At 60.2% G+C, this 20,822-nt stretch carries 22 protein-coding genes; 7 read left to right on the forward strand and 15 right to left on the reverse strand.

Features of this window, described 5'->3' with window-relative positions; all coding sequences use genetic code 11:
• Nucleotides 1–35: 35 nt before the first annotated feature.
• The 6 genes from msrQ to D8U70_RS07065 all read right to left on the reverse strand — a co-directional run bounded on the left by msrQ (nt 36) and on the right by D8U70_RS07065 (nt 6,029).
• Nucleotides 36–665 (reverse strand): protein-methionine-sulfoxide reductase heme-binding subunit MsrQ, encoded by a 630-nt coding sequence (msrQ, locus tag D8U70_RS07040; protein WP_130928549.1) that lies wholly within the window; start codon nt 663–665, stop codon nt 36–38.
• Nucleotides 665–1,678, reverse strand: a complete 1,014-nt coding sequence (msrP, locus tag D8U70_RS07045; protein WP_130928550.1) for a protein-methionine-sulfoxide reductase catalytic subunit MsrP — start codon at nt 1,676–1,678, stop codon at nt 665–667. The genes msrQ and msrP overlap by 1 nt, the downstream gene beginning before the upstream one ends.
• A gap of 63 nt (nt 1,679–1,741) precedes the next feature.
• Nucleotides 1,742–2,599 carry a CDP-diacylglycerol--serine O-phosphatidyltransferase gene (pssA, locus tag D8U70_RS07050; RefSeq protein ID WP_016773182.1) on the reverse strand — a complete coding sequence of 286 codons (858 nt, stop codon included), beginning with the start codon at nt 2,597–2,599 and terminating at the stop codon, nt 1,742–1,744.
• A 148-nt stretch (nt 2,600–2,747) separates the two neighbouring features.
• Nucleotides 2,748–3,764 (reverse strand): ketol-acid reductoisomerase, encoded by a 1,017-nt coding sequence (gene ilvC / locus D8U70_RS07055; RefSeq protein WP_007909969.1) that lies wholly within the window; start codon nt 3,762–3,764, stop codon nt 2,748–2,750.
• Between the two features lie 46 nt (nt 3,765–3,810).
• Nucleotides 3,811–4,302 carry an acetolactate synthase small subunit gene (ilvN, locus tag D8U70_RS07060; RefSeq protein WP_003176102.1) on the reverse strand — a complete coding sequence of 164 codons (492 nt, stop codon included), beginning with the start codon at nt 4,300–4,302 and terminating at the stop codon, nt 3,811–3,813.
• Between the two features lie 2 nt (nt 4,303–4,304).
• Nucleotides 4,305–6,029: an acetolactate synthase 3 large subunit gene (locus D8U70_RS07065; protein WP_130928551.1), complete on the reverse strand. Its 1,725-nt coding sequence runs from the start codon at nt 6,027–6,029 to the stop codon at nt 4,305–4,307.
• A 399-nt stretch (nt 6,030–6,428) separates the two neighbouring features.
• Here D8U70_RS07065 and D8U70_RS07070 point away from each other — a divergent pair, with 399 nt between their 5' ends.
• On the forward strand, nt 6,429–6,845 hold the full coding sequence (locus D8U70_RS07070) for a DUF4124 domain-containing protein (RefSeq protein ID WP_130928552.1): 417 nt from the start codon (nt 6,429–6,431) through the stop codon (nt 6,843–6,845).
• Nucleotides 6,846–6,867: 22 nt separating this feature from the next.
• Here the strand turns inward: D8U70_RS07070 and D8U70_RS07075 are convergent, their stop codons facing one another.
• The 3 genes from D8U70_RS07075 to mrcB are packed head-to-tail and all read right to left on the reverse strand — an operon-like array spanning nt 6,868 to nt 10,293.
• On the reverse strand, nt 6,868–7,203 hold the full coding sequence (locus tag D8U70_RS07075) for a YqcC family protein (protein ID WP_073475432.1): 336 nt from the start codon (nt 7,201–7,203) through the stop codon (nt 6,868–6,870).
• Entirely contained in the window at nt 7,203–7,952 is a 750-nt protein-coding gene (locus tag D8U70_RS07080) for a hypothetical protein (protein WP_073475434.1), read from the reverse strand. Before D8U70_RS07080 ends, D8U70_RS07075 begins: the two co-directional genes overlap by 1 nt.
• Nucleotides 7,953–7,968: 16 nt before the next feature.
• Entirely contained in the window at nt 7,969–10,293 is a 2,325-nt protein-coding gene (mrcB, locus tag D8U70_RS07085) for a penicillin-binding protein 1B (RefSeq protein WP_016773178.1), read from the reverse strand.
• Between the two features lie 116 nt (nt 10,294–10,409).
• On the opposite strand from mrcB, the gene D8U70_RS07090 reads away from it, so the two are divergent.
• From D8U70_RS07090 to D8U70_RS07105, 4 genes are all read left to right on the forward strand, one after another.
• Complete coding sequence (locus D8U70_RS07090) at nt 10,410–11,966, forward strand: bifunctional aminoglycoside phosphotransferase/ATP-binding protein (RefSeq protein WP_130928553.1); 1,557 nt, start codon at nt 10,410–10,412, stop codon at nt 11,964–11,966.
• A 91-nt stretch (nt 11,967–12,057) separates the two neighbouring features.
• On the forward strand, nt 12,058–12,402 hold the full coding sequence (locus tag D8U70_RS07095) for a pentapeptide repeat-containing protein (RefSeq protein ID WP_130928554.1): 345 nt from the start codon (nt 12,058–12,060) through the stop codon (nt 12,400–12,402).
• A 289-nt stretch (nt 12,403–12,691) separates the two neighbouring features.
• Nucleotides 12,692–12,964, forward strand: a complete 273-nt coding sequence (locus D8U70_RS07100) for a TfoX/Sxy family protein (protein ID WP_016773175.1) — start codon at nt 12,692–12,694, stop codon at nt 12,962–12,964.
• Nucleotides 12,965–12,979: 15 nt separating this feature from the next.
• Nucleotides 12,980–13,774, forward strand: coding sequence for a Crp/Fnr family transcriptional regulator (locus D8U70_RS07105; RefSeq protein WP_130928555.1), 795 nt, complete (start codon nt 12,980–12,982; stop codon nt 13,772–13,774).
• A gap of 233 nt (nt 13,775–14,007) precedes the next feature.
• On the opposite strand, the gene D8U70_RS07110 is transcribed toward D8U70_RS07105, so the two are convergent.
• The 4 genes from D8U70_RS07110 to D8U70_RS07125 are packed head-to-tail and all read right to left on the reverse strand — an operon-like array spanning nt 14,008 to nt 17,549.
• Nucleotides 14,008–14,856, reverse strand: a complete 849-nt coding sequence (locus D8U70_RS07110; protein ID WP_071173614.1) for a ChaN family lipoprotein — start codon at nt 14,854–14,856, stop codon at nt 14,008–14,010.
• A 19-nt stretch (nt 14,857–14,875) separates the two neighbouring features.
• Nucleotides 14,876–15,643 (reverse strand): heme ABC transporter ATP-binding protein, encoded by a 768-nt coding sequence (locus D8U70_RS07115; protein ID WP_071173615.1) that lies wholly within the window; start codon nt 15,641–15,643, stop codon nt 14,876–14,878.
• Nucleotides 15,643–16,626: an iron ABC transporter permease gene (locus D8U70_RS07120; protein ID WP_164558310.1), complete on the reverse strand. Its 984-nt coding sequence runs from the start codon at nt 16,624–16,626 to the stop codon at nt 15,643–15,645. The genes D8U70_RS07115 and D8U70_RS07120 overlap by 1 nt, the downstream gene beginning before the upstream one ends.
• A gap of 50 nt (nt 16,627–16,676) precedes the next feature.
• The gene (locus D8U70_RS07125) at nt 16,677–17,549 is read right to left on the reverse strand and encodes an ABC transporter substrate-binding protein (RefSeq protein ID WP_110646740.1); all 873 of its coding nucleotides are present in this window, start codon (nt 17,547–17,549) and stop codon (nt 16,677–16,679) included.
• Nucleotides 17,550–17,713: 164 nt separating this feature from the next.
• Between D8U70_RS07125 and D8U70_RS07130 the strand changes: the two genes are divergently transcribed.
• On the forward strand, nt 17,714–18,031 hold the full coding sequence (locus D8U70_RS07130) for a Rieske (2Fe-2S) protein (protein ID WP_071173618.1): 318 nt from the start codon (nt 17,714–17,716) through the stop codon (nt 18,029–18,031).
• Here D8U70_RS07130 and sfsA read toward each other — a convergent pair.
• On the reverse strand, nt 18,028–18,741 hold the full coding sequence (sfsA, locus tag D8U70_RS07135) for a DNA/RNA nuclease SfsA (RefSeq protein ID WP_024014329.1): 714 nt from the start codon (nt 18,739–18,741) through the stop codon (nt 18,028–18,030). The genes D8U70_RS07130 and sfsA overlap by 4 nt on opposite strands.
• The gene (locus D8U70_RS07140) at nt 18,741–19,910 is read right to left on the reverse strand and encodes a pyridoxal phosphate-dependent aminotransferase (protein WP_110646738.1); all 1,170 of its coding nucleotides are present in this window, start codon (nt 19,908–19,910) and stop codon (nt 18,741–18,743) included. The genes sfsA and D8U70_RS07140 overlap by 1 nt, the downstream gene beginning before the upstream one ends.
• 332 nt (nt 19,911–20,242) lie before the next feature.
• Between D8U70_RS07140 and dksA the strand changes: the two genes are divergently transcribed.
• The gene (gene dksA / locus D8U70_RS07145; RefSeq protein WP_073475455.1) at nt 20,243–20,686 is read left to right on the forward strand and encodes an RNA polymerase-binding protein DksA; all 444 of its coding nucleotides are present in this window, start codon (nt 20,243–20,245) and stop codon (nt 20,684–20,686) included.
• The last annotated feature ends 136 nt before the right edge of the window (nt 20,687–20,822 follow it).

A 20,822-nucleotide genomic window follows, 5' to 3' on the forward strand; every position in this document is an offset into this window, starting at 1 on the left:
AAGTGGGGCGAATTATAGACCTCTGGAATCTGCCGTCAACCGTTAATTTCGCTTTCTTGCAGATTCTGCTTTTTACCCAGTAAACGCGGGATTCGCTTCATCACCGGCGGCAGACGAAGCAGCAAAAGCACGCCACCTATAAAGGCATAAATGGTCCACTCTTCCAGATCGGCCCGCACGATCCACAGCATATGCAGCAAACCCAGTCCGAGAATCAGGTAAACCAGGCGATGCAGCTTCTTCCAGCGAGCGCCCAAACGACGCTGACTATAACGATTGGACGTCACCGCCAGTATCAGCAATCCGAGAAAGCCCAGCGCACCGACAATAATGTAAGGCCGCTTGCGTAGCTCAACGCCCAACTGCGACCAGTCGAATCCGAGGATAAACGCCATATAGCTGAATAGATGCAGCGTCACATAAGCAAAACACCAAAGCCCTAACTGCCGGCGCACTGCAATCCACCCCGCCCAGCCGCTCAGCTTTTGCAACGGCGTCATGCTCAGCGTAATCAACAGCAACACCAGCGTGCCAAGCCCGAGACGATCAACCAGCACCTTGCCCGGATCAGGCCCGAGCAGATCGGCGAACGCTTGATAGAACCACAGCAATGGCCAGACCGCCGCAGCAATGAACACGCCCACTCGCCAGAACGGATAGCGCATCAGTAGTTCTTCCGCAGATCGAGCCCTGTATATAAAGAAGCGACTTCATCCGAGTAGCCGTTGAACATCTGCGTATCGCGCACATTCGGTTTAAACAGGCTGTTCGGCAAGCGCCGCTCGCGCGCCTGGGTCCATCGCGGATGGTCGACCGTAGGGTTCACGTTCGCATAGAAGCCATACTCATCGGCAGCAATGCTTTGCCAAGTGGTCTTCGGCTGCTCGCTGACCAGACTGATGCGCACAATGGATTTCACGCTTTTGAAGCCGTACTTCCATGGCACCACCAGACGCAAAGGTGCGCCGTTCTGGTTCGGCAGTTCGCGGCCATACATGCCCACCGCGAGGATCGCCAAAGGATTCATCGCCTCATCGAGACGCAAGCCTTCGACATACGGCCAGTCGATCAAGGCAAAACCGGAACGCTGGCCGGGCATGCTCTTGGGATCCTGCAGGGTTTCGAAGCGGATGTACTTGGCCTTGGAAGTCGGCTCGACCTGTTTGAGCAAGGCCGAGATGGGAAAGCCGATCCAGGGAATGACCATCGACCACGCCTCGACGCAGCGCAGACGATAAATACGTTCCTCCAACTGATACGGTTTCATGAAGTCTTCCAGCGCATAACGCCCCGGCTTACCCACCTCCCCGTCAATCACCACGCTCCAGGGTTCGGTTTTCAGGTCGCCAGCGTTCCTCGCCGGATCCCCCTTGCCGGTACCGAACTCATAAAAGTTGTTGTAGTTCGTGGCGTCCTTATAAGGCGTGATCGCCTCGTCCTTGACGTTGACCGCACCCCATTGAGTAGAAGGAAGCTTTTCGGCAAACCAGGCCGGAGCCTTGCCGGATTCAACATCAGAGTAGCGAGGGGCATCAGCGGCACTGGCCCAGCGTGGCAGGCTGCTCATGGCAATACCGGCAGCAGTGGCGCCGAGCAATTGGCGACGGGAAAGATAAATGGCTTCAGGCGTGACATCCGACTCATGGCAGTCGGATGCTTTGGGGATCTTGATCAACATGACAACTCCGCAGCTTTGGAGGACAGGTGCACCCATAGACTGCGGAGTATGCGGGAAATTACATCACTCGGCGTTTTTGTGACGACGAAGACGCAACAGATATTGCACCGGACCGGACGCCGCATAGGCGAGGAACACCAGCAGCAGAATGCGCGGCGGATCACTGAACACGACAGCGAATACCAACACCACCGCCAGGATCGCCACGAACGGCACGCGACCTTTGAGATCCAGCTCCTTGAAGCTGTTGTACTTGATGTTGCTGACCATCAGCATGCCGGCCGCCGCCACCATCAAGGCCACCAGGAACGACATCTTCGAACCCTGGATGCCGTAATCGCTGAACGCCCAGACAATACCGGCCACCACACCTGCCGCCGCCGGGCTGGCCAGACCGATGAAGTAGCGTTTGTCCGCCGTGCCGACCTGGGTGTTGAAACGCGCCAGACGCAACGCCGCACCCGCTACATATATGAAGGCGACCATCCAGCCGACCTTGCCCATGTCTCCCAGCGCCCAGCCAAAGGCCAGCAATGCCGGGGCGACGCCGAACGCGACCATGTCCGACAGCGAGTCATACTCGGCGCCGAAGGCACTTTGCGTATTGGTCATGCGCGCCACGCGACCATCGAGGCCGTCGAGCACCATCGCGACGAAAATAGCGATCGCAGCGAAGGCGAAATACTTGCTCGCATTCACCGAGTCGCCGGCGCTCAACGCGGCCTGGGCGCTCATGGAGTTGATGATGGAATAGAAGCCTGCGAACAGGTTGGCAGTGGTGAACAGGTTCGGCAGCAGATAGATACCACGATGCCGGACTTTACGACCTTCAGCGTCGTGCCCTTCTTCGATGTGCTCATCGATAGGCAGCAGGCTTTCGGCGTCGGAAGCCTTGTTCGGCTCTTCGGGACGTTCGCTCATGGACATTACCTTGCAACGGTTTGGAAAAAATTCGACAGAGGCTTGAGGACGACAGTTCGGCCACAAACGATGCAGCTTTATACCAGAAGCACCGGCCCAAACGAAAAAACGCGGCCTAGGCCGCGTTTTTCGTACAAGGGACGACGACTCAGTTCTTGGCTTTGTCGACGATCTTGTTGGCACCGATCCACGGCATCATGGAGCGCAGTTGCTCGCCGATGACTTCGATACCGTGAGCGGCGTTGTTACGACGCTTGGCGGTCATCGAAGGGTAGCCGGTTGCGCCTTCGCTGATGAACATTTTGGCGTATTCGCCGTCCTGAATACGTTTCAGGGCGTTGCGCATGGCCTGACGGGATTCGGCGTTGATCACTTCCGGGCCAGTCACGTACTCACCGTACTCGGCGTTGTTGGAGATCGAGTAGTTCATGTTGGCGATACCGCCTTCGTACATGAGGTCAACGATCAGCTTCAGTTCGTGCAGGCACTCGAAGTAGGCCATTTCCGGCGCGTAGCCAGCTTCAACCAGAGTTTCGAAACCGGCTTTCACCAGTTCAACGGTACCGCCACACAGAACGGCTTGTTCGCCGAACAGGTCGGTTTCGGTCTCGTCCTTGAAGGTGGTTTCGATGATGCCGGTACGACCGCCACCGACGCCAGCAGCGTAGGACAGTGCGACGTTCTTGGCGTTGCCCGAGGCGTCCTGGTAGATCGCGATCAGGTCAGGGATACCGCCGCCTTTGACGAACTCGGAACGCACGGTGTGGCCCGGAGCTTTCGGCGCGATCATGATCACGTCGAGGTCGGCACGCGGAACAACCTGGTTGTAGTGAATCGCGAAGCCGTGGGAGAAGGCCAGAGTGGCGCCTTTCTTGATGTTCGGCTCGATTTCGTTCTTGTACAGCGAGGACTGGAACTCGTCCGGGGTGAGGATCATGACCAGGTCGGCAGCGGCAACAGCGGAAGCCACGTCGGTCACTTTCAGGCCGTGAGCTTCGGCTTTGGCAACGGTGGCCGAACCTTTACGCAGACCGACGGTAACGTCGACACCGGAGTCTTTCAGGTTGCACGCCTGAGCGTGGCCCTGGGAGCCGTAACCGATGATGGCAACTTTCTTGCCCTGGATGATCGACAGGTCGCAGTCTTTATCGTAGAAAACTTTCATGAATTTCCCCTTATATCCGGCCGTTCAGGCCATGCGCTAATTTGGTTTAGATGCTGAGTACTTTGTCGCCGCGAGCAATGCCGGTCACGCCGCTACGGACGGTTTCCAGAATCGATGCGGTGCCGATGGACTGAATGAAGCTGTCGAGCTTGTCGCTGGTACCGGTCAACTGAACGGTATACACGCTGGCGCTGACGTCGACGATCTGCCCACGGTAGATATCGGTAGTGCGTTTGATCTCGGCGCGCTGGGCGCCAGTGGCCTTGACCTTGACCAGCATCAGTTCACGCTCGATGTGAGCGCTTTCCGACAGGTCCACCAGCTTGACCACTTCGATCAGCTTGTTCAGGTTTTTGGTGATCTGCTCGATCACTTCATCGTGGCCCACGGTGGTCAGCGTCAGACGCGACAGGGTCGGGTCTTCGGTCGGGGCCACGGTCAGGCTTTCGATGTTGTAGTTGCGCTGCGAGAACAGGCCGACTACGCGAGACAGAGCGCCGGGTTCGTTTTCCAGAAGCAGGGAAATAATGTGCCGCATGATTAAGTACGCTCCGTCTTGCTCAGCCACATATCGCGCATGGAGCCGTCTTTGATCTGCATCGGGTAGACGTGCTCGCTGGTGTCGACCGCAACATCGATGATCACCAGGCGATCCTTCATGGCGAACGCTTCGGCCATCTTCGACTTCAAATCTTTCGATTCGGTGATGCGTACGCCAACGTGGCCGTAGGCTTCAGCCAGCTTGATGAAGTCGGGCAGCGATTCCATGTAGGAGTGCGAGTGACGGCTGCCGTAGCTCATGTCCTGCCACTGGCGAACCATGCCCAGCACACCGTTGTTGAGGATGACGATCTTCACCGGCAAGCCGTATTGCAGGCAGGTCGACAGCTCCTGGATGTTCATCTGGATACTGCCTTCGCCGGTGACGCAGGCAACGTCATCGTCCGGGAAGCTCAGTTTGATGCCCATCGCTGCTGGCAGACCGAAGCCCATCGTGCCCAGACCACCGGAGTTGATCCAGCGGTTCGGCTTGTTGAACGTGTAGTACTGCGCGGCAAACATCTGGTGCTGACCAACGTCGGAGGTCACAAAGGCGTCGCCTTTGGTCACTTCGCAGAGGGTTTCGATCACGGTCTGCGGCTTGATCTTGCTGCCGTCGCCCTTTTCATAAGGGAACAGGCCGCGATCACCGCGCCATTCATCCACCTGCTTCCACCAGCTGGCTACGGACTCCTTGTTCGGGGTCTCGCCGATTTCCTTGAGAATCGCGACCATTTCGGTCAGGACGCTGTCGACCGGACCCACGATTGGCACGTCGGCCTTGATGGTCTTGGAAATCGACGCCGGGTCGATGTCGATGTGGATGATCTTGGCGTTCGGGCAGAATTTCGCCGGGCCGTTGATCACCCGATCGTCGAAGCGTGCGCCCACTGCGAGGATCACGTCGGCATGGTGCATCGCCAGGTTCGCGGTGTAGCTGCCGTGCATGCCGAGCATGCCGATGAACTGGCGGTCAGTGCCAGGGAATGCGCCCAGACCCATCAAGGTGTTGGTCACCGGCAGGTTGAGCATTTTTGCCAGCTCGGTCAGTTGCGCGGAGCCATTGCCGAGGATTACACCGCCGCCGGAGTACAGCACCGGGCGCTTGGCCGCCAACAACATTTCTGCTGCTTTGCGGATCTGCCCGGAGTGACCGCGAACGGCCGGGCTGTAGGAGCGCAGCTTGGCTTTTTTCGGAAAAACGTATTCGAACTTTTCGGCCGGGTTGGTCATGTCTTTCGGGATGTCGACCACGACCGGGCCCGGACGACCGGATTGCGCCAGGTAGAAGGCCTTCTTCATGACTTCCGGGATTTCCGAAGCGTGCTTGATCATGAAGCTGTGCTTCACGATCGGCCGGGAGATACCGATCATGTCGGTTTCCTGGAACGCGTCGGTGCCGACCATGGTGCTTGGCACCTGACCGGAAATGATCACCATCGGAATCGAGTCCATATAGGCGGTGGCGATACCGGTGATGGCGTTTGTGGCGCCTGGACCGGAAGTCACCAATACCACGCCGGCTTTACCGGTGGCACGGGCGTAGCCGTCAGCCATATGGGTCGCCGCTTGTTCGTGACGAACCAGGATGTGGGTCACTTCCGGTTCTTTGAACAGGGCATCGTAAACATGCAGGAGAGCACCACCCGGGTACCCGTAGATATATTTGACGCCTTCGTCACGCAAAAAGCGGACGAGCATCTCACCGCCAGATAAAAGCTCCACGTTGTTCACCTCTAAAACGCCAGAATACCGTCCACAAAAAAGGGGCGGGTCTTAATAGGTTTACTTCTCGGCAGAGCATGAGCGACGGTGGTCGCCGACTACGTCAGCACTGACTGAGCAAGTATTGGGAACGTCCCAAGTGTTGCGGGCCTTTCCCACCCAGCGCGAGGTAACGCGTTGCGGGTGTAACAGGTCGGCGCGGATGTGCGCCTCATGATCTACCGAGTGGGTCTGCTTCTGGCAGTCCCTCTACAGCGGACTTTGGATTCTTCTGTTTCGCCCTCTGCAAGTCAAGTCGTCTGTGTGGTTAATTGTGGGTAAGCACATGAGAACGCAAGAAAAAACCTGAAAAGCGCTACTCTGTTAGCGTCAATTGCGCATTTTTGCCAAGGAATCAGCATGCGAACGCTCCTCCTCACTCTGCTGATCGGCCTCAGCCCATGGTGCTCGGCCGCTCAAATCTACAAATGGGTCGATGCCCAAGGCGTCACGCATTTCGATGCACAACCGCCGCAGGGCCAACCGGCGACGACCGTACAGACGCCCTCCTCACCCGCGCCGAAAGCTGCGCCGATGCCGGGCGGTGGCATCCTTGGCGATCAGAAGGCGATCGATGCCAAGGTGAAGAAACAGGTCGCCGAGCAGCAGGCGCAGCTCAAGGCGTTTTGCGAACAGGCGCGCACAAACCTGGCGCAACTGCAGAACAATCCGCGCTTGCGTGAGGAGATTGAGGGGGATTTGCGCAGGCTCGACGATACACAGCGTCAGGAACGCATCGTCGAAGCGAAGAAGCAGATTGCCGAGAACTGCCAGTAGGCCTGGCAGTTTCCAGTTTAGTTCAGCGGGACGCAGTGATCAGCAGGTCGAACTCTTTGAGCAGCACCTGCAACTGCCGATCCTTGCCGCCAAGGTTGCGCTGGGCGAAGACCATTTCCGCCATTTCCTGAATGCCCGAGGCATTCGGCAGCGGCAGATCCTGCTCAAGGATCATCTTCATGCGCGGCAGGAAGATCCATTGCAGCCATTGCTCGAAGTCCAGCGTGTCGACCGAAAACGGCTCGACACTGCTCAGCGCTTCGGCGGACGGCTGAACTTCATCCCACCAACCCTGGGTGCGCAGCTCGCGTTCGATCAGCAACAGCTGATCGGCGATTTTCGGGAAGCGCACATCCATCACAGGGAAACCTTGGCCTTCTGACGGGCCAGTGCGGCGCCGGCGGAATCGCCTTGTTTCTCACGAGACTGAGCGATGATTTCCCACAGGCTGGCTTGCAGATCCGGACGACCGTTGGCCATGGTCAGCGCACGACGGGCAAATTGCTCGGCTTGCGGCGCATCGCCCTGGGCCATACGTACTTGCGCCAAACGGTACAGCACTTGTGGCTCACGGGGGGCGACACGTTGCGCCCGCTCCAGGCTGGAAGAAGCGCCGTTGAGGTCGCCGCCGGCCTGTTGCTGTTGCGCGGTGGTCAGCAAGGCGAGTACCGGACCGTCCAGTTGCTCATCCGCCGACAGGCCACCGCCACTGCTGGCCGAAGGAATGCCACTTGGCGTCGACGGCATGCTGTAGCTGCCGGAGTTGATCGGCGCCGACTCAACCGCCGATGGGTTGTACGGCCCCGACGTAATGCCTCCGGATGCAGGCCCCGGGACGATCGGCGAAGAGCTGATCGGTGTCGACACTGCCGCACCGCCGCCCGGCACCATCACCACTACGCCGGTATCGCCTTGCGGAATCGCCTGAGGCTGGCCCTGCACCGGGCGCTTGACCGTGGTCTGGCGAAAACCGCCATTGGCGCCGATGCGTTCGCTGTTGGACACGGCCGTGCCCGAATCCACCACGGGAATCGAACCACGCTGTACGGTGGAGCAGCCGCTGAGCAAAGCCACGGCGGTCACCGCTGGAATCAACCACTTGTTCACTTGAAACCCTCTTTGCTTAATTCATCCAGCCCTTGACCCAGTCCATCACCGATTCCGGCGAGGCAGGTGTTTCGCTTGCACACGCGGCGCCGGGTGGCGGCTCGCTGCCGCGAATATACGGCATCTGTACCGCGCCGGGGCAGTTGGCATCCGAACCCTGGCCGGTGCGCGAATCGACCCAGGCCTGCACGACGTTGTCCGGCTGCGGCATGTCCAGCGGCAGCGGATCGGCCTTGCGCATGAAACTGGTCCAGACCTGCAACGCACCGGTGGCCCCGGTGAACGGCGTCTTGCCGTTGTCGTCGCGGCCCAGCCAGACCACTGCCAGCAGATCCTGACTGAAACCGGCAAACCAGCTGTCGCGCGAATCGTTACTGGTACCGGTCTTGCCCGCCAGCGTCAGGGTCTTGGGCAGCACGTTGTAAACCGAACTGCCGGTACCTTCACGCATCACCCGCTGCATGGCGTTCTGGATCAGGTAAATCGAGGCAGGGTCGAAGCGCTGTTCGATCTGGAACGGATAACGCTTGAGCGGCTCGCCCTCGGCCGTCAGCACGCTGCGAATGCCGCGCATCGGCGTATTGAAACCACCGTTGGCCAGCGTCTGATACATGGTCGCCACTTCGATCGGCGTCATGCCGCCGGCACCGAGCAGCATCGACGGGAACGCCGGGAATTCACGAGTAACGCCGAGGCGACCCACGGTCTTGAGCACATTCGGCACACCGACTTCCAGGCCCAGACGCGAGGTCGACAGGTTGTAGGAATGCGCCAGGCCCTGATAGAGGAACACCGTACCGTGGGAGCGGCGATCGTAGTTCTGCGGTTTCCACACCTGACCGTTGGCGCCCTTGACCGACAGTGGATCGTCCGACAGCCAACTGGTCAGCGTGTACTGGCTCGGCTTCTCAAGCGCAGTCAGATACACCGCCGGTTTGATCAAAGAACCAATCGGGCGCACCGCATCCAGTGCACGGTTGAACCCGGCGTAGCTGGCCTGGCGGCTGCCGATCATCGCCTGGACTTCACCGGTTTCCGGGTTGGTCACGACCATCGCCGCTTCGACGTCATCCGAGCCCTTGCGCCCGGCCAGACGCTTGAACGTGTCGTTGACCGAGGCTTCGGCTTTCATCTGCAGAATCGGGTCGAAACTGGTGAAGATGCGCAGGCCTTCTTCGGTCAAGTCTTCGTCGCGGTAGTCTTCGCGCAACTGACGTTTGACCAGGTCGATGAAGCCCGGGAACGAGCTGTCGGCGAGCTTGCCGCGAGTCGTCACGCCGAGCGGCATTTTCTTCGCCGCTTCGACCTGTTCGGGGGTTGCCACGCCTTGCTGCGCCAGCACGTCGAGGACCAGATTACGCCGCTCCAGCGCGCGCTCCGGGTTGCGACGCGGGTTGTAGTAGGACGGCCCCTTGACCATGCCGACCAGCAACGCCACTTGATGCAGTTTCAGCTCGGACAATGGCTGGCCGAAGAAGAACTGGCTGGCCAGACCGAAACCGTGCACCGCACGCTGGCCGTCCTGACCGACAAAGACTTCGTTGAGGTAGGCCTCAAGAATTTCCTTCTTGTCGTAATGCAGTTCGAGCAGCAACGCCATCATCGCTTCGGTGAGCTTGCGGGTCAGGCTGCGTTCGCTGGTCAGGTAGAAGTTCTTCACCAACTGCTGGGTCAGCGTACTGCCGCCCTGGGTCATCTTGCCGCCGGAGGTGTTGATCCACACGGCGCGGGCGATCGATTTCGGCGACACGCCCCAGTGGCTGTAGAAGTCGCGGTCTTCGACGGCGATCAGGGTTTCGAGCAAGTACGGCGGCACCTGATCGAGTTTGATCAGGATGCGGTCTTCGAGATTTTTCGGGTAAATGCCGCCGATCATCAGCGGCTCGAGGCGCACCACCGACAGCTTCGAACCGTTGGTCGCGGACAGCTCAGCAACGTAATCGCCGGAGAAGCGCACGCGAACCGGTTGCGGTTTCTCAAGGCCTTCATAGAACTGGAAGCCACGGGTGTTCAGGTCAACCGTATTGCCGCTGACGGCGGCGGCGCCGGGGCCGTTGCTCACGGCTTCGCGGCGATAGCCGAGGGCATCGAGTTCGGTGAGGAAATCGTCCTTGCTGAGCTTCTGTCCGACGAACAGCTCGAGCGGGCGCGCGTACACCTTGGCCGGGATGGTCCAGCGCTTGCCGGAGAACTTCTCCTGCACCACGGCATCGAGGTAAACGGCGAAGCCGGCCAGCACTACAAGGCCGACCAGGCTGAGTTTAATGGCCCAGCTCAACCATGGGCTGAGGCCCTTGGCTGGTGGTTTTTTCTTGGTACGGGGGGATCGGGATCGAGTCATGGCGGCGGATTATACGCACTTTATCGATCCTCAACAGGCACGCGCGGAGGTTTGCGTCAGGCGGGCAAGCAGCCATAATGGCCGCCTCGAATTCCCCCGCCTCTGAAGGATCGCCCGTGAGCCAGTCCCTGATCGCTGCCCTGCAAAACCCGGCCCTCTACCCGCATCCCGTCGAAGGATTTCAGGTCATCGAAACCCACATTTCGTGGGTGATTCTCACCGGCCCCTTTGCCTATAAAGTGAAGAAGCCGGTGAATTTCGGCTTCCTCGACTTCACCAGCCTCGACGCCCGTGCGCATTTCTGCGCTGAAGAGCTGCGTCTGAACCAGCGTCTGACCGCTGATTTGTATCTGGACGTGTTGCCAATCACCGGCAGCGTCGAGGCACCACAACTGGGCGGCGACGGCCCGGCTATCGAATACGTGCTGAAAATGCGCCAGTTCCCCCAGAGCGGCTTGCTCAGCACCCTGCAAGCCAATGGCGAACTGACCACTCAGCACATCGATGCGTTGGCCGAACAGATCGCCCATTTCCATCTCAACGCCCCGAAAGTCCCGGCCGAACACGACGCCGGCACGCCGGACAGCGTGATGGCGCCGGTCGCGCAAAACTTCGAGCAGATCCTGCCGTTCCTCAGCGACAAAAACGACCTGCTGCAACTCGATGCCCTGAAAGCCTGGGCCGAAAGCAGCTTTGAGCGCCTCAAGCCCCTGTTCGCCCAGCGCAAGTCACAAGGTTTCACCCGTGAATGCCACGGCGACATCCATTTGGGCAACGCCACGGTCATCGACGGCAATGTGGTGATCTTCGACTGCATCGAGTTCAACGAGCCGTTCCGTTTTACTGACGTCTGGGCCGACACCGGTTTCCTCGCCATGGACCTGGAAGACCGTGGCCTGAAGTCACTGGCGCGTCGCCTCATCAGCCAGTACCTGGAACTGACCGGCGACTATGAGGGCCTGGAGGTGCTGAACTTCTATAAAGCCTACCGCGCGCTGGTGCGGGCCAAGGTGGCATTGTTCAGCATGCCGGCCGACGCGACTGCGGTGCAGCGCGCCACCACCCTGCGCCAGTACCGCAACTACGCCAACCTGGCGGAAAGCTACAGCACCATTCCTTCGCGCTTCATGGCCATTACCCACGGTGTTTCCGCAGTCGGCAAGAGCCATGTGGCCATGCGCCTGGTCGAAGCGCTGGGGGCGATTCGCCTGCGTTCCGATGTCGAGCGCAAGCGCCTGTTTGGTGAGCAGACCGTTGCCAACGATGTGCAGGCGGGCATTTACAGCGCCGATGCCAGCACTGCGACCTACGCGCGCCTGCATGAAATCGCCGAGGTGATCCTGCACGCCGGCTTCCCGGTGGCGATTGACGCGACTTACCTCAAGCGTGAGCAGCGCGACAACGCGGCGAAGATTGCCGAAGCTACTGGCACGCCGTTTTTGATCCTCGACTGCAACGCCCCGCAAGCCGTGATCGAGAGCTGGCTGGCGATGCGTCAGGCCGACCAGAAGGATCCGTCCGACGCCACCCTCGCCGTGATCGAAGCGCAACAGGCCAACCGCGAAGCGCTGACGCCGGAGGAAATTCTGCGCAGCAAACGCGTGCAGACCAATGAATCCGGCACGCTGGACACTGTGGTCGCGCAAATCCGTCAGCGCCTGCCGGGTCTGTAAAAAACTATTTCGGCCGTGAAGCCCTCGCTCGCTTCACGGCCGTCAAATAGTGGCACTATACTGGCGTCATAAAACCAACAGGTGATCTGACATGAGCCAGCCAAAACTGCTCGACACTCCGCTTTACGCCCTGCTGCACAAAGACGACATCGCAGGCTTCAACAAGGAACGCCCACTGGATGGTCCGATCGACATGGTCGGCGGCGATTTCCGGGGCCTCGACCTGCGCGAGCTGAACGCCGACGGCGTGGATTTACGCGATGCGTACTTCCGCTCCGCCGATTTGCGCGGCATCGACTTCCGCAAGGCTTCGCTCGAAGGCGCCAGCCTGGCCCATGCGCAGATTTCCGGGGCGTACTTTCCGCCGGAGCTGAGTGCTGACGAGATTCTGATGTCGATGAATTTCGGCACGCGGTTGCGCTATCGCACCCGCTGAAATCTGGAAATCTTCCTGACGCCACGCCTTTCCCCTGTGGGAGCGAGCCTGCTCGCGAAGGCGTAGTGTCAGTGGGTATCGATTGTTTCTGATACGCCCTCTTCGCGAGCAGGCTCGCTCCCACATTGTTAACCGCCTAACTCGCTTCCCTCTGCGCTCGCAGGTCTTTCACTCCCCTTTCTTAGAAGCTTTTGCGTCGAATCCGACCAAACAACCACGCTTTTCCTACTGATGGCTACACTGCTGAGAAGCTCGCCCACGCACCATTCGGCCGTCGCAAGGAGGCTTGATGAATGATGAACTGCAACACCTGAAAAATCTTGGCAAGACATCGGCGCAATGGCTGCATGCCGTGGGCATCCACAGCGCCTCGGACTTGCGTCGCCTCGGTGCAGTGGATGCCTACCGGGCCGTGCGTACTCGGGGGTTTCGCGCATCGAAGGTGTTGTTGTATGCGATCGAAGGCGCGTTGATGGACGTGCACTGGAACGACATCCCCGCCGAGCGCAAGGACGCCTTGAACAAACAGCTCGAAGCCATTTCCGCGCGCCACAAGAACTGAACAGGCGCTGACGCCATGTATTTACTGGGGGAACAATCGGCCCACGCCGACGCATTGATCAATCGCTTGCAGAGTATTCCCGGGCAGTGGCTGCAGGATTTGTCGCCGTGCGCGCCGGTCATCGAGCTGGAGGCAACGGACGATCTGTTTGCACAGTTGCCGGAAGATCAGTTGTTTCTGCTGAGCGAGGGCGTGGTGCATGGCTGCATCGCGGGCCGTGCGCTGTTCTACTGGCAGGAAGGTGATCTGCTCGGCCTGCAACGTGGCGAGCAATGGAGCGACTGTCGCATTTGCAGCGACAGCGCTGTGCGCCTGGTGCCCTATGGGCGCGCTGAGGTTTTGCAGCATCTGTATGCCGACCCTGATCGATCGGAGCAGTTGCTGAGCTATCTGCTCGGGCAAATGGCGCTGCTCGCCCATGCCGTGGCCGAGCTGAAACCTCGGGAGTTTCGTAGCACCAACGGCTTCAAACGCGTTGAGGCGGGCGCCGTGCTGATTCAACAGGGCGATGCAGCGGATCATGTCTTTGTGATTATTGACGGGCATGCCGAGGCGTTCCTCGACGGGCACAAGGTAGGCGACGTGGCCAAGGACGAGATTTTCGGCGCCATGGCGTTGTTTACCGGCGAGCCGCGCAACGCCACGGTAGTGACGTCCGAGCCGAGCACGGTGATGTTGATTCCTGGTGATCAGTTTTTGAGCATGACTCGCAGCAATCCGAAGATCGCGCACAGCCTGATTGAGGGGATGGCTCGACGCATCGGCCAGTTGAATCGCCAGATCACGCAGTTGACGACGCAGCGCACCTAGCGCAAAGCCCTTTATTCACAGGGCCTCACCACCGCTCGCAAAACTAAATTACAGATTTGCAAAATCAGCGGTTGACGCGGTAATGAGAATCGCTATGATTATCACAACTGGTCGCGAGATCAGTCGATATTCTGAAAAGCCCTTGGTTCGGACTCTCAGATTATCTCCTCATCAGGCTAATCACGGTTATTTGACCCGGTTTTTTACCGGGTCTTTTTTTGCCTGTGGAAAAGTCATTTAGCGAATTGCTGGCGCATCTGCTCGCAGTAATCCGGCTTCGGCGTGGCCGGCGTGTACCAGACGTAATCGGCCATCGCCGCCGATACCGCAGCGCCCTGCTCGGCCAGCATCAATACGATCGGCGCCTTGCCAGCGCCGAGATCCGACAGATGCAGCGGCACGCCAACATCCTTGCGCGCATGCCAGGCACCGGCCAGCAGAATCGAAGGCATCGGCGCCGCCAGCATGCGTTCGGCCATGCGTCGATCACGCTGTTGCTGAATTGCCAACATCGCCGGCATCTGTGATTCGGGCAGCAAGCCGCAGTGGGATTCACTGATTTGCCCAAGCAAAGTTTTTTTAACCGACAGCGAATTGCTGCGCGGACCGTTCAGAGCAGGTGGATTGCGGTAAAACGCACGGATTTCGCTGTCATCGAGATTGGCCGCCAGCAGCGGATATGGCTGCGACAGGGCAAAGCGCACGATCGGCCCGTAAAGATTCCAGTCCCAGCCCTCCTGCCAGGCCAATGCCGCAGGCAAATCAGCCGCGACGGACTTCGACTGGCGCAGCGCATCGACTTTCGCTTGTTGATCCGGCGTGAGCATTTCCAGCAGCAGACTGCCTTGCGCTCGCTGCTCGCCGAGCGACTGCAACAGCCACAACTGTGCGGCATGGTGATCGGCGTTGTCGTGCTGCTCACCGATGATCAAACGCTCAGGCTCAGCCAGACGCGTCAGCAATTGCTGCGCCGTAAGTACCTCGCCGCTGCGCAGATCGCGAATATCGGCGCCCACCGGCGGAGCCGCCACGTGCTGACAGCCCGCGAGCAACACCAGCGCCAACAACCACAATCCACGCATGCGACACCTCGATGATGATTCAGCGGGCGATGATCAGCGGATGCCCACGCTCCGGGTGCGGTTGCACCAAAACCTCCAGGCCGAACACTGCTTTAAGCGTATCCGGACGCAGCACCTGCTGCGGAGTATCCAGCGCAACCGGGCTTCCCTCCTCCAGCAACAGCACACGATCACAATAGCGTGCCGCCAGATTCAGATCATGCAGGATCACCAGCACCGCCGCACCGCGATCGGCGAACTCGCGCACCGCCTGCAAGGTGGTGTGCTGATGCAGCGGATCGAGCATCGACGTCGGTTCGTCGAGCAACAGGGTTTGCCCGGCCTGACCCGGCCAGAGTTGCGCCAGCACCCGCGCCAGATGCACGCGCTGACGCTCGCCACCGGACAACGCCAGATAACTGCGCCCACTCAGGTGCCCGGCGTCGGCGGCGGCCAGCGCTGCCGCGACAATCTCGTCGTCGCGCACGCGCCCGGTCTGGTACGGCAAACGGCCCATGCCGACGACCTCCTCCACGGCGAAGGCAAAATCCAGCGTCGAAACCTGCGGCAACACCGCCAGTCGTTGTGCCCGCTGCGTTCCGCTCAAGTGGCTCAAAGTCTGACCATCGAGCGAGACATTGCCGTCGCTGGCGGGCAACTCACCACACAATGCGCCAAGCAACGTGCTCTTGCCGGCGCCGTTCGGTCCCAGCACGCCAAGCACTTGACCGGGTTCGAGCCCGAGCGTAACCCCACTGAGCACAGCCTTACGGCCACGGCGGACATGCAGATTGTGCGCAGACAACATCAGGCACGCCCTCGCAGCAGCAGATAAAGGAAGAACGGCGCACCGATAAACGCGGTGACAATGCCGATCGGCAACTCCGCCGGCGCCAGCGCAAGGCGCGCCACCAGATCGGCGAGCAATAACAGGCTCGCACCCGCCAAAACCGAGGCTGGCAACAGAACTTTGTGATCGGGGCCGGCCAGCAGGCGCACCAGATGCGGCACCACCAGCCCGACAAAACCGATCATGCCCGCCGCCGCCACCGCCGCGCCGACACCCAGCGCTGTACAGAACACCAGTTCGCGCTTGAGCCGTTCGACATCGATGCCCAGATGACCGGCCTCGGATTCACCGAGCAACAAGGCATTCAATGCCTTGGCCCGACGCGGCAGCCACAGCGCCACGCCGATGGTGATGATCAGCAGAGGCCAAAGTCGCGCGTAACTGGCGCCGTTGAGGCTGCCCAGGTTCCAGAACGTCAGGGTGCGCAGCGTGGCGTCATCGGCCAGATAAGTGAACAGACCGACCGCCGAACTGGCCAGCGCCGTCAGCGCGATACCGGCCAGCAACATGGTCGCCACATGGGTCTGACCGTTGCGCCGGCCCAGCCGATAGACCAGCGCCGTCACTCCAAGTCCGCCAAGAAACGCACACACCGACAACAGATATGGCCCGAACCACTCCGGCAGGCCGCCAAAGAACGAGCCGCCGACAATCGCAATCGCCGCGCCGAGTGCCGCGCCACTGGACACCCCGACCAGCCCCGGATCGGCCAGCGGATTACGAAACAGACCCTGCATCGCCACCCCGGACAGCGCCAGCACGCCGCCGACCGCCAAGCCGAGCAAGGTTCGCGGCAGGCGGATCTGGCCGAGAATCAGCTCGGCCTGCTCCAATCCTTGCGGCGCCAACGGCACGCCGATCAGACGCAGCGCCGCGCGCAAGGTATCGAACAGCGGCAGGCTCACCGGCCCCAGCGCCAGCGACAGCCAGATCGCCAGCAGACACAGCAATGTCAGGCCGATAAACAAGCCACGGGGTTTGACCAGTGTGGTCATTGGCCGCCCTTGGCCGGGTAGAAGCCGTCAGTCAGGGTTTGCAAAGCAGCCGGCAACCGCGGCCCGAGACCGCCCACCAGCAGCGTCGGATCCAGCTCCATCACCCGCCCGCTCTTCGCCGCGCGGCTGGAATTGAGGATCGGGTTTTCCTTGAACAATGCCGCTTTTGCGGCCTCGCCGGTCAGCGCACGGTCAGCGAACACCAGCACTTCGGGATCGAGGCTGGCGAGGGATTCGACAGAAAACGGTTTGTAGCCGGTATGCGTCGCAAGGTTGTGCCCGCCGGCTTGTTGCAGCAACCAATCGGCGGCGGTGTCCTTGCCGGCGATCAACGGCTTGCCGCCGGCATGCCCAAGCAACAGCAACACGCCGGGGGCTTTCTGCGTGGTCTGCACTTGGGCAACGCGCGCTTTCTGCGCCTGGAGCTGCTGTTGATAACTCTGCAGTAGCTGCGCCGCCTGGTTTTGTGCGCCGAGCAACTGGCCCAGATGGGTGACATTCTTTTCCAGTGTCGGCAGATCAGGCTGGGCTGAAAACAACTCGACCTTGACCTTGGCCGCTTTGACTTGCGCCAGAACCGGCGGCGGCCCCATTTCTTCGGTACCGATCAGAATGTCCGGGCGCAGGCTCAATATGCCTTCGGCCGACAGGCTGCGCTGATAACCAATACTCGGCAGCGCCTGCAACGATTGGGGATGCTGACTGGTGGTGTCGACCCCAACCAGTTTTGACTCGCCACCCAGCGCGCTGACCCATTCCGACAGCGCGCCGCCAGCGCTGACCCAGCGTTGCGGTAAATCCGCTGCGCTCGCCTGATGGCTGAGAAAAAGGCCGACGCACAGTACGGCAACGCGGGTTTTCAGGCGCATACGCAGCTTCCTTGAACAAGGTTTCCCGGGCATCGGCGCAGCGAGCCAAGTATCCTCGGCAACGGCCAGACTCCCTGTGGGAGAAGGTCGCCATTTGATAATTGTTTGCATTTGAACGTCAAGCTCGGACATATCCAGACACGAGCGGACATTTGAGGATAGCCATGAAGTTTCTCTGCGCCGGCAGCGATCTGGCCGAAGGTGGCAGTCGCGGTTTCGAAATTGAAGGCAAAAAGCTGTTTGCCGTGCGTCGTGGCGGCAAGGTGTTTGTCTATTTCAATCGCTGCCCGCATCGCGGCGTCGGGCTGGAATGGCAGCCCGACCAGTTTCTCGACCCAAGCAACAGCCTGATCCAGTGCGCCACACATGGTGCACTGTTTCTGATCGAGGACGGCGAATGCGTCGCCGGCCCCTGCGCCGGGCAGTCGCTCACGGCAATTGAATGCCGGGAAGATACACAAGGCGTGTGGGTCGACGTTTAACCGTTTAGCCGCACGTCGAGTCGGCGGTCGATGACCATTTCTTCGTGGTCAAGGCGCACACCGTAGGCCAACACCTCAACACCGCAGGCGACCGCTTCACGCAGCGCCTCGGCGTAAGCCCAATCGATTTCCTCGGCCGGGCGCACGGCATCGATGCCGGTGAGGTTCACGCAGTACAACTGCACCGCCCGAATGCCGTCGCGCGCCAGATGCGCCAGCTCGCGCAGATGTTTGGCGCCGCGCTGGGTCACCGCATCGGGAAACGCCGCCACCGCCGTACCGTCGAAGCCCAAGGTGACGCTTTTCACTTCGACATACGCCGGGCCGCTGGGGTATTCGAGGCGGAAGTCGATGCGGCTTTTTTCCTGCCCATAGGCAACCTCACGCTTCAACGCGGTAAAGCCGTTCAACTCGGTAATCACGCCAGCCTGCAAGGCTTCCTCCACCAAGCCGTTGGCGCGCCCGGTGTTGACGCAAAACAGCCGGCCCTGCGGGGTTTCGCCAATTTCCCAAGTGCCGGGCAATTTGCGTTTCGGGTCATTGGAGCGACTGAACCAGACCTGCCCGCCCTCGACCTGGCAATTGAGCATCGAACCGGTGTTGGGGCAGTGAATGGTCAGCAATTCGCCGCTAACGGTCTCGATATCGGCGAGAAAACGCTTGTATCGGCGAATCAGCCGCGCTTCTTCCAGAGCAGGATAAAAGCGCATCAGCCTTGCCAGCTCTTCAAGCCGCGCGCGATGCGCTCAACCGCTTCCTGTAAACGTGCGAGGTTTTGTGTGTAAGCGAAGCGCACGTGATGGCTGGCCTGATAACGACCGAAATCCAGTCCCGGCGTAAAGGCAACGTGCTCGGTTTCGAGGAAATGTCGGCAGAACGCGAAGGCATCACCGCCGAAACGGCTGATATCGGCGTACAGATAAAACGCACCTTCCGGCTCAACGGCGATGTTGAAACCAAGTTCACGCAGCGCCGGCAGGAGGAAGTCGCGACGGCGCGCAAACTCGGCGCGGCGCTCTTCGAGAATCGCGATGGTGGCTGGCTCGAAACAGGCCAGCGCCGCGTATTGCGCCATGCTCGGCGCACTGATGTAGAGGTTCTGCGCGAGTTTTTCCAGCTCGCTGACCGCCGCGTCCGGCGCGACCAGCCAGCCCAGGCGCCAACCGGTCATGCCGAAATACTTGGAGAAACTGTTGAGGACAAAAGCGTTGTCATCGACTTCCAGCACACTGGCGGCATCAGTGCCGTAGGTCAGGCCGTGGTAGATCTCATCCACCACCAAGTGCCCGTGCCTGGCCTTGATCGCTGTGGATAATCCGCCCAGTTCATCGCGGGTCAGCAAAGTACCCGTCGGGTTGGCCGGCGAAGCGACAAGGGCGCCGACACTGTCGTGATCCCAATGCCGCTCGACCAGATCCGGGGTCAGTTGATAACGCACCTCCGGCCCGACCGGCACCAATTGCGCCGCGCCTTCGACCAGCCGCAAGAAATGCCGATTGCACGGGTAGCCCGGGTCGGCGAGCAGCCAGTGTTTACCCGGATCGACCAACAGGGCACTGGCCAGCAACAGCGCGCCGGAGCCGCCCGGCGTGATCAGAATCCGTCGTGGGTCGATATTCAGGCCGTAACGCGATTGGTAGAAACCGGCGATCGCCTCGCGCAGTTCGGGAATGCCACGGGCGGCGGTGTAGCGGGTCTTTCCCGCCGTCAACGCAGCTTGTCCGGCGCGAATGATCGGCTCGGCGGTGGTGAAGTCCGGCTCGCCGATTTCCAGATGGATCACGTCGTGGCCTTCGGCCTGCAATTCATTGGCCCGCGCCAGCAGCGCCATCACATGGAACGGTTCGATCGCACGACTGCGCGCACTGTAGGGGCCCATTGGAATGCCTTCGACGGAAAAAAGAGACGATTCTACCTGTCTGCCGGAACGAGCGAGAACCCGTGGAGGTCACAGCCTCAAGAACGCTGGACTGTAACGATCTGAACGTACGCTCCAGGATTGACTAAAATCAGTGATTGAACAGGTCTCCCTTCCCACAGACACGGCTTGTCAGATATCTGCAAGCGCCACCCGCCGGGGGCTCGACATCCGGGAGTAGCGCAGGCTGTTTTGATCTGGTAAGTTCGCCCGCTTGCAGCCGCAGGGCCGGCAGGTGTCGGTGATGGAGCAATCCTGCGCAATGGATTACAAGAGTAGAGGCGGTCTATTTCATGTCCACCCAAGCAAAGCAACAGCAGAAAGACACGATCAGCGGCTTCGAACCTTACGTTCAGAAGGCGGGTGAAGAGTACATGGGCGCTCCAATGCGCGCGCACTTCACCAAGATCCTGAACAAGTGGAAACTGGACTTGATGCAGGAAGTCGACCGCACGGTTGGCCACATGAAAGACGAAGCGGCCAACTTCCCTGACCCGGCCGACCGTGCCAGCCAGGAAGAAGAGTTCTCCCTCGAACTGCGCGCCCGCGACCGCGAGCGCAAGCTGATCAAGAAAATCGACAAGACCCTGCAACTGATCGAAGACGAAGAATACGGCTGGTGCGAGTCCTGCGGCATCGAGATCGGCGTCAAGCGCCTCGAAGCCCGCCCGACAGCGGATCTGTGCATCGACTGCAAGACCCTGGCGGAAATCAAGGAAAAGCAGGTCGGCAAGTAATCTCGACCTGAACGAAAAACGGAGCGTGCGAACGCTCCGTTTTTGTTTCTGCTCTTCGCCTGCCGTACTTGCTTCTGCCCCTGTGGGAGCGAGCCTGCTCGCGAAAGCGTCCTTTCAGACAGCTTATTATTGCCTG

It is taken from the genome of Pseudomonas sp. Sample_20 (assembly GCF_004307585.1).
GTDB classification, from domain to species: Bacteria; Pseudomonadota; Gammaproteobacteria; order Pseudomonadales; family Pseudomonadaceae; genus Aquipseudomonas; species Aquipseudomonas atacamensis.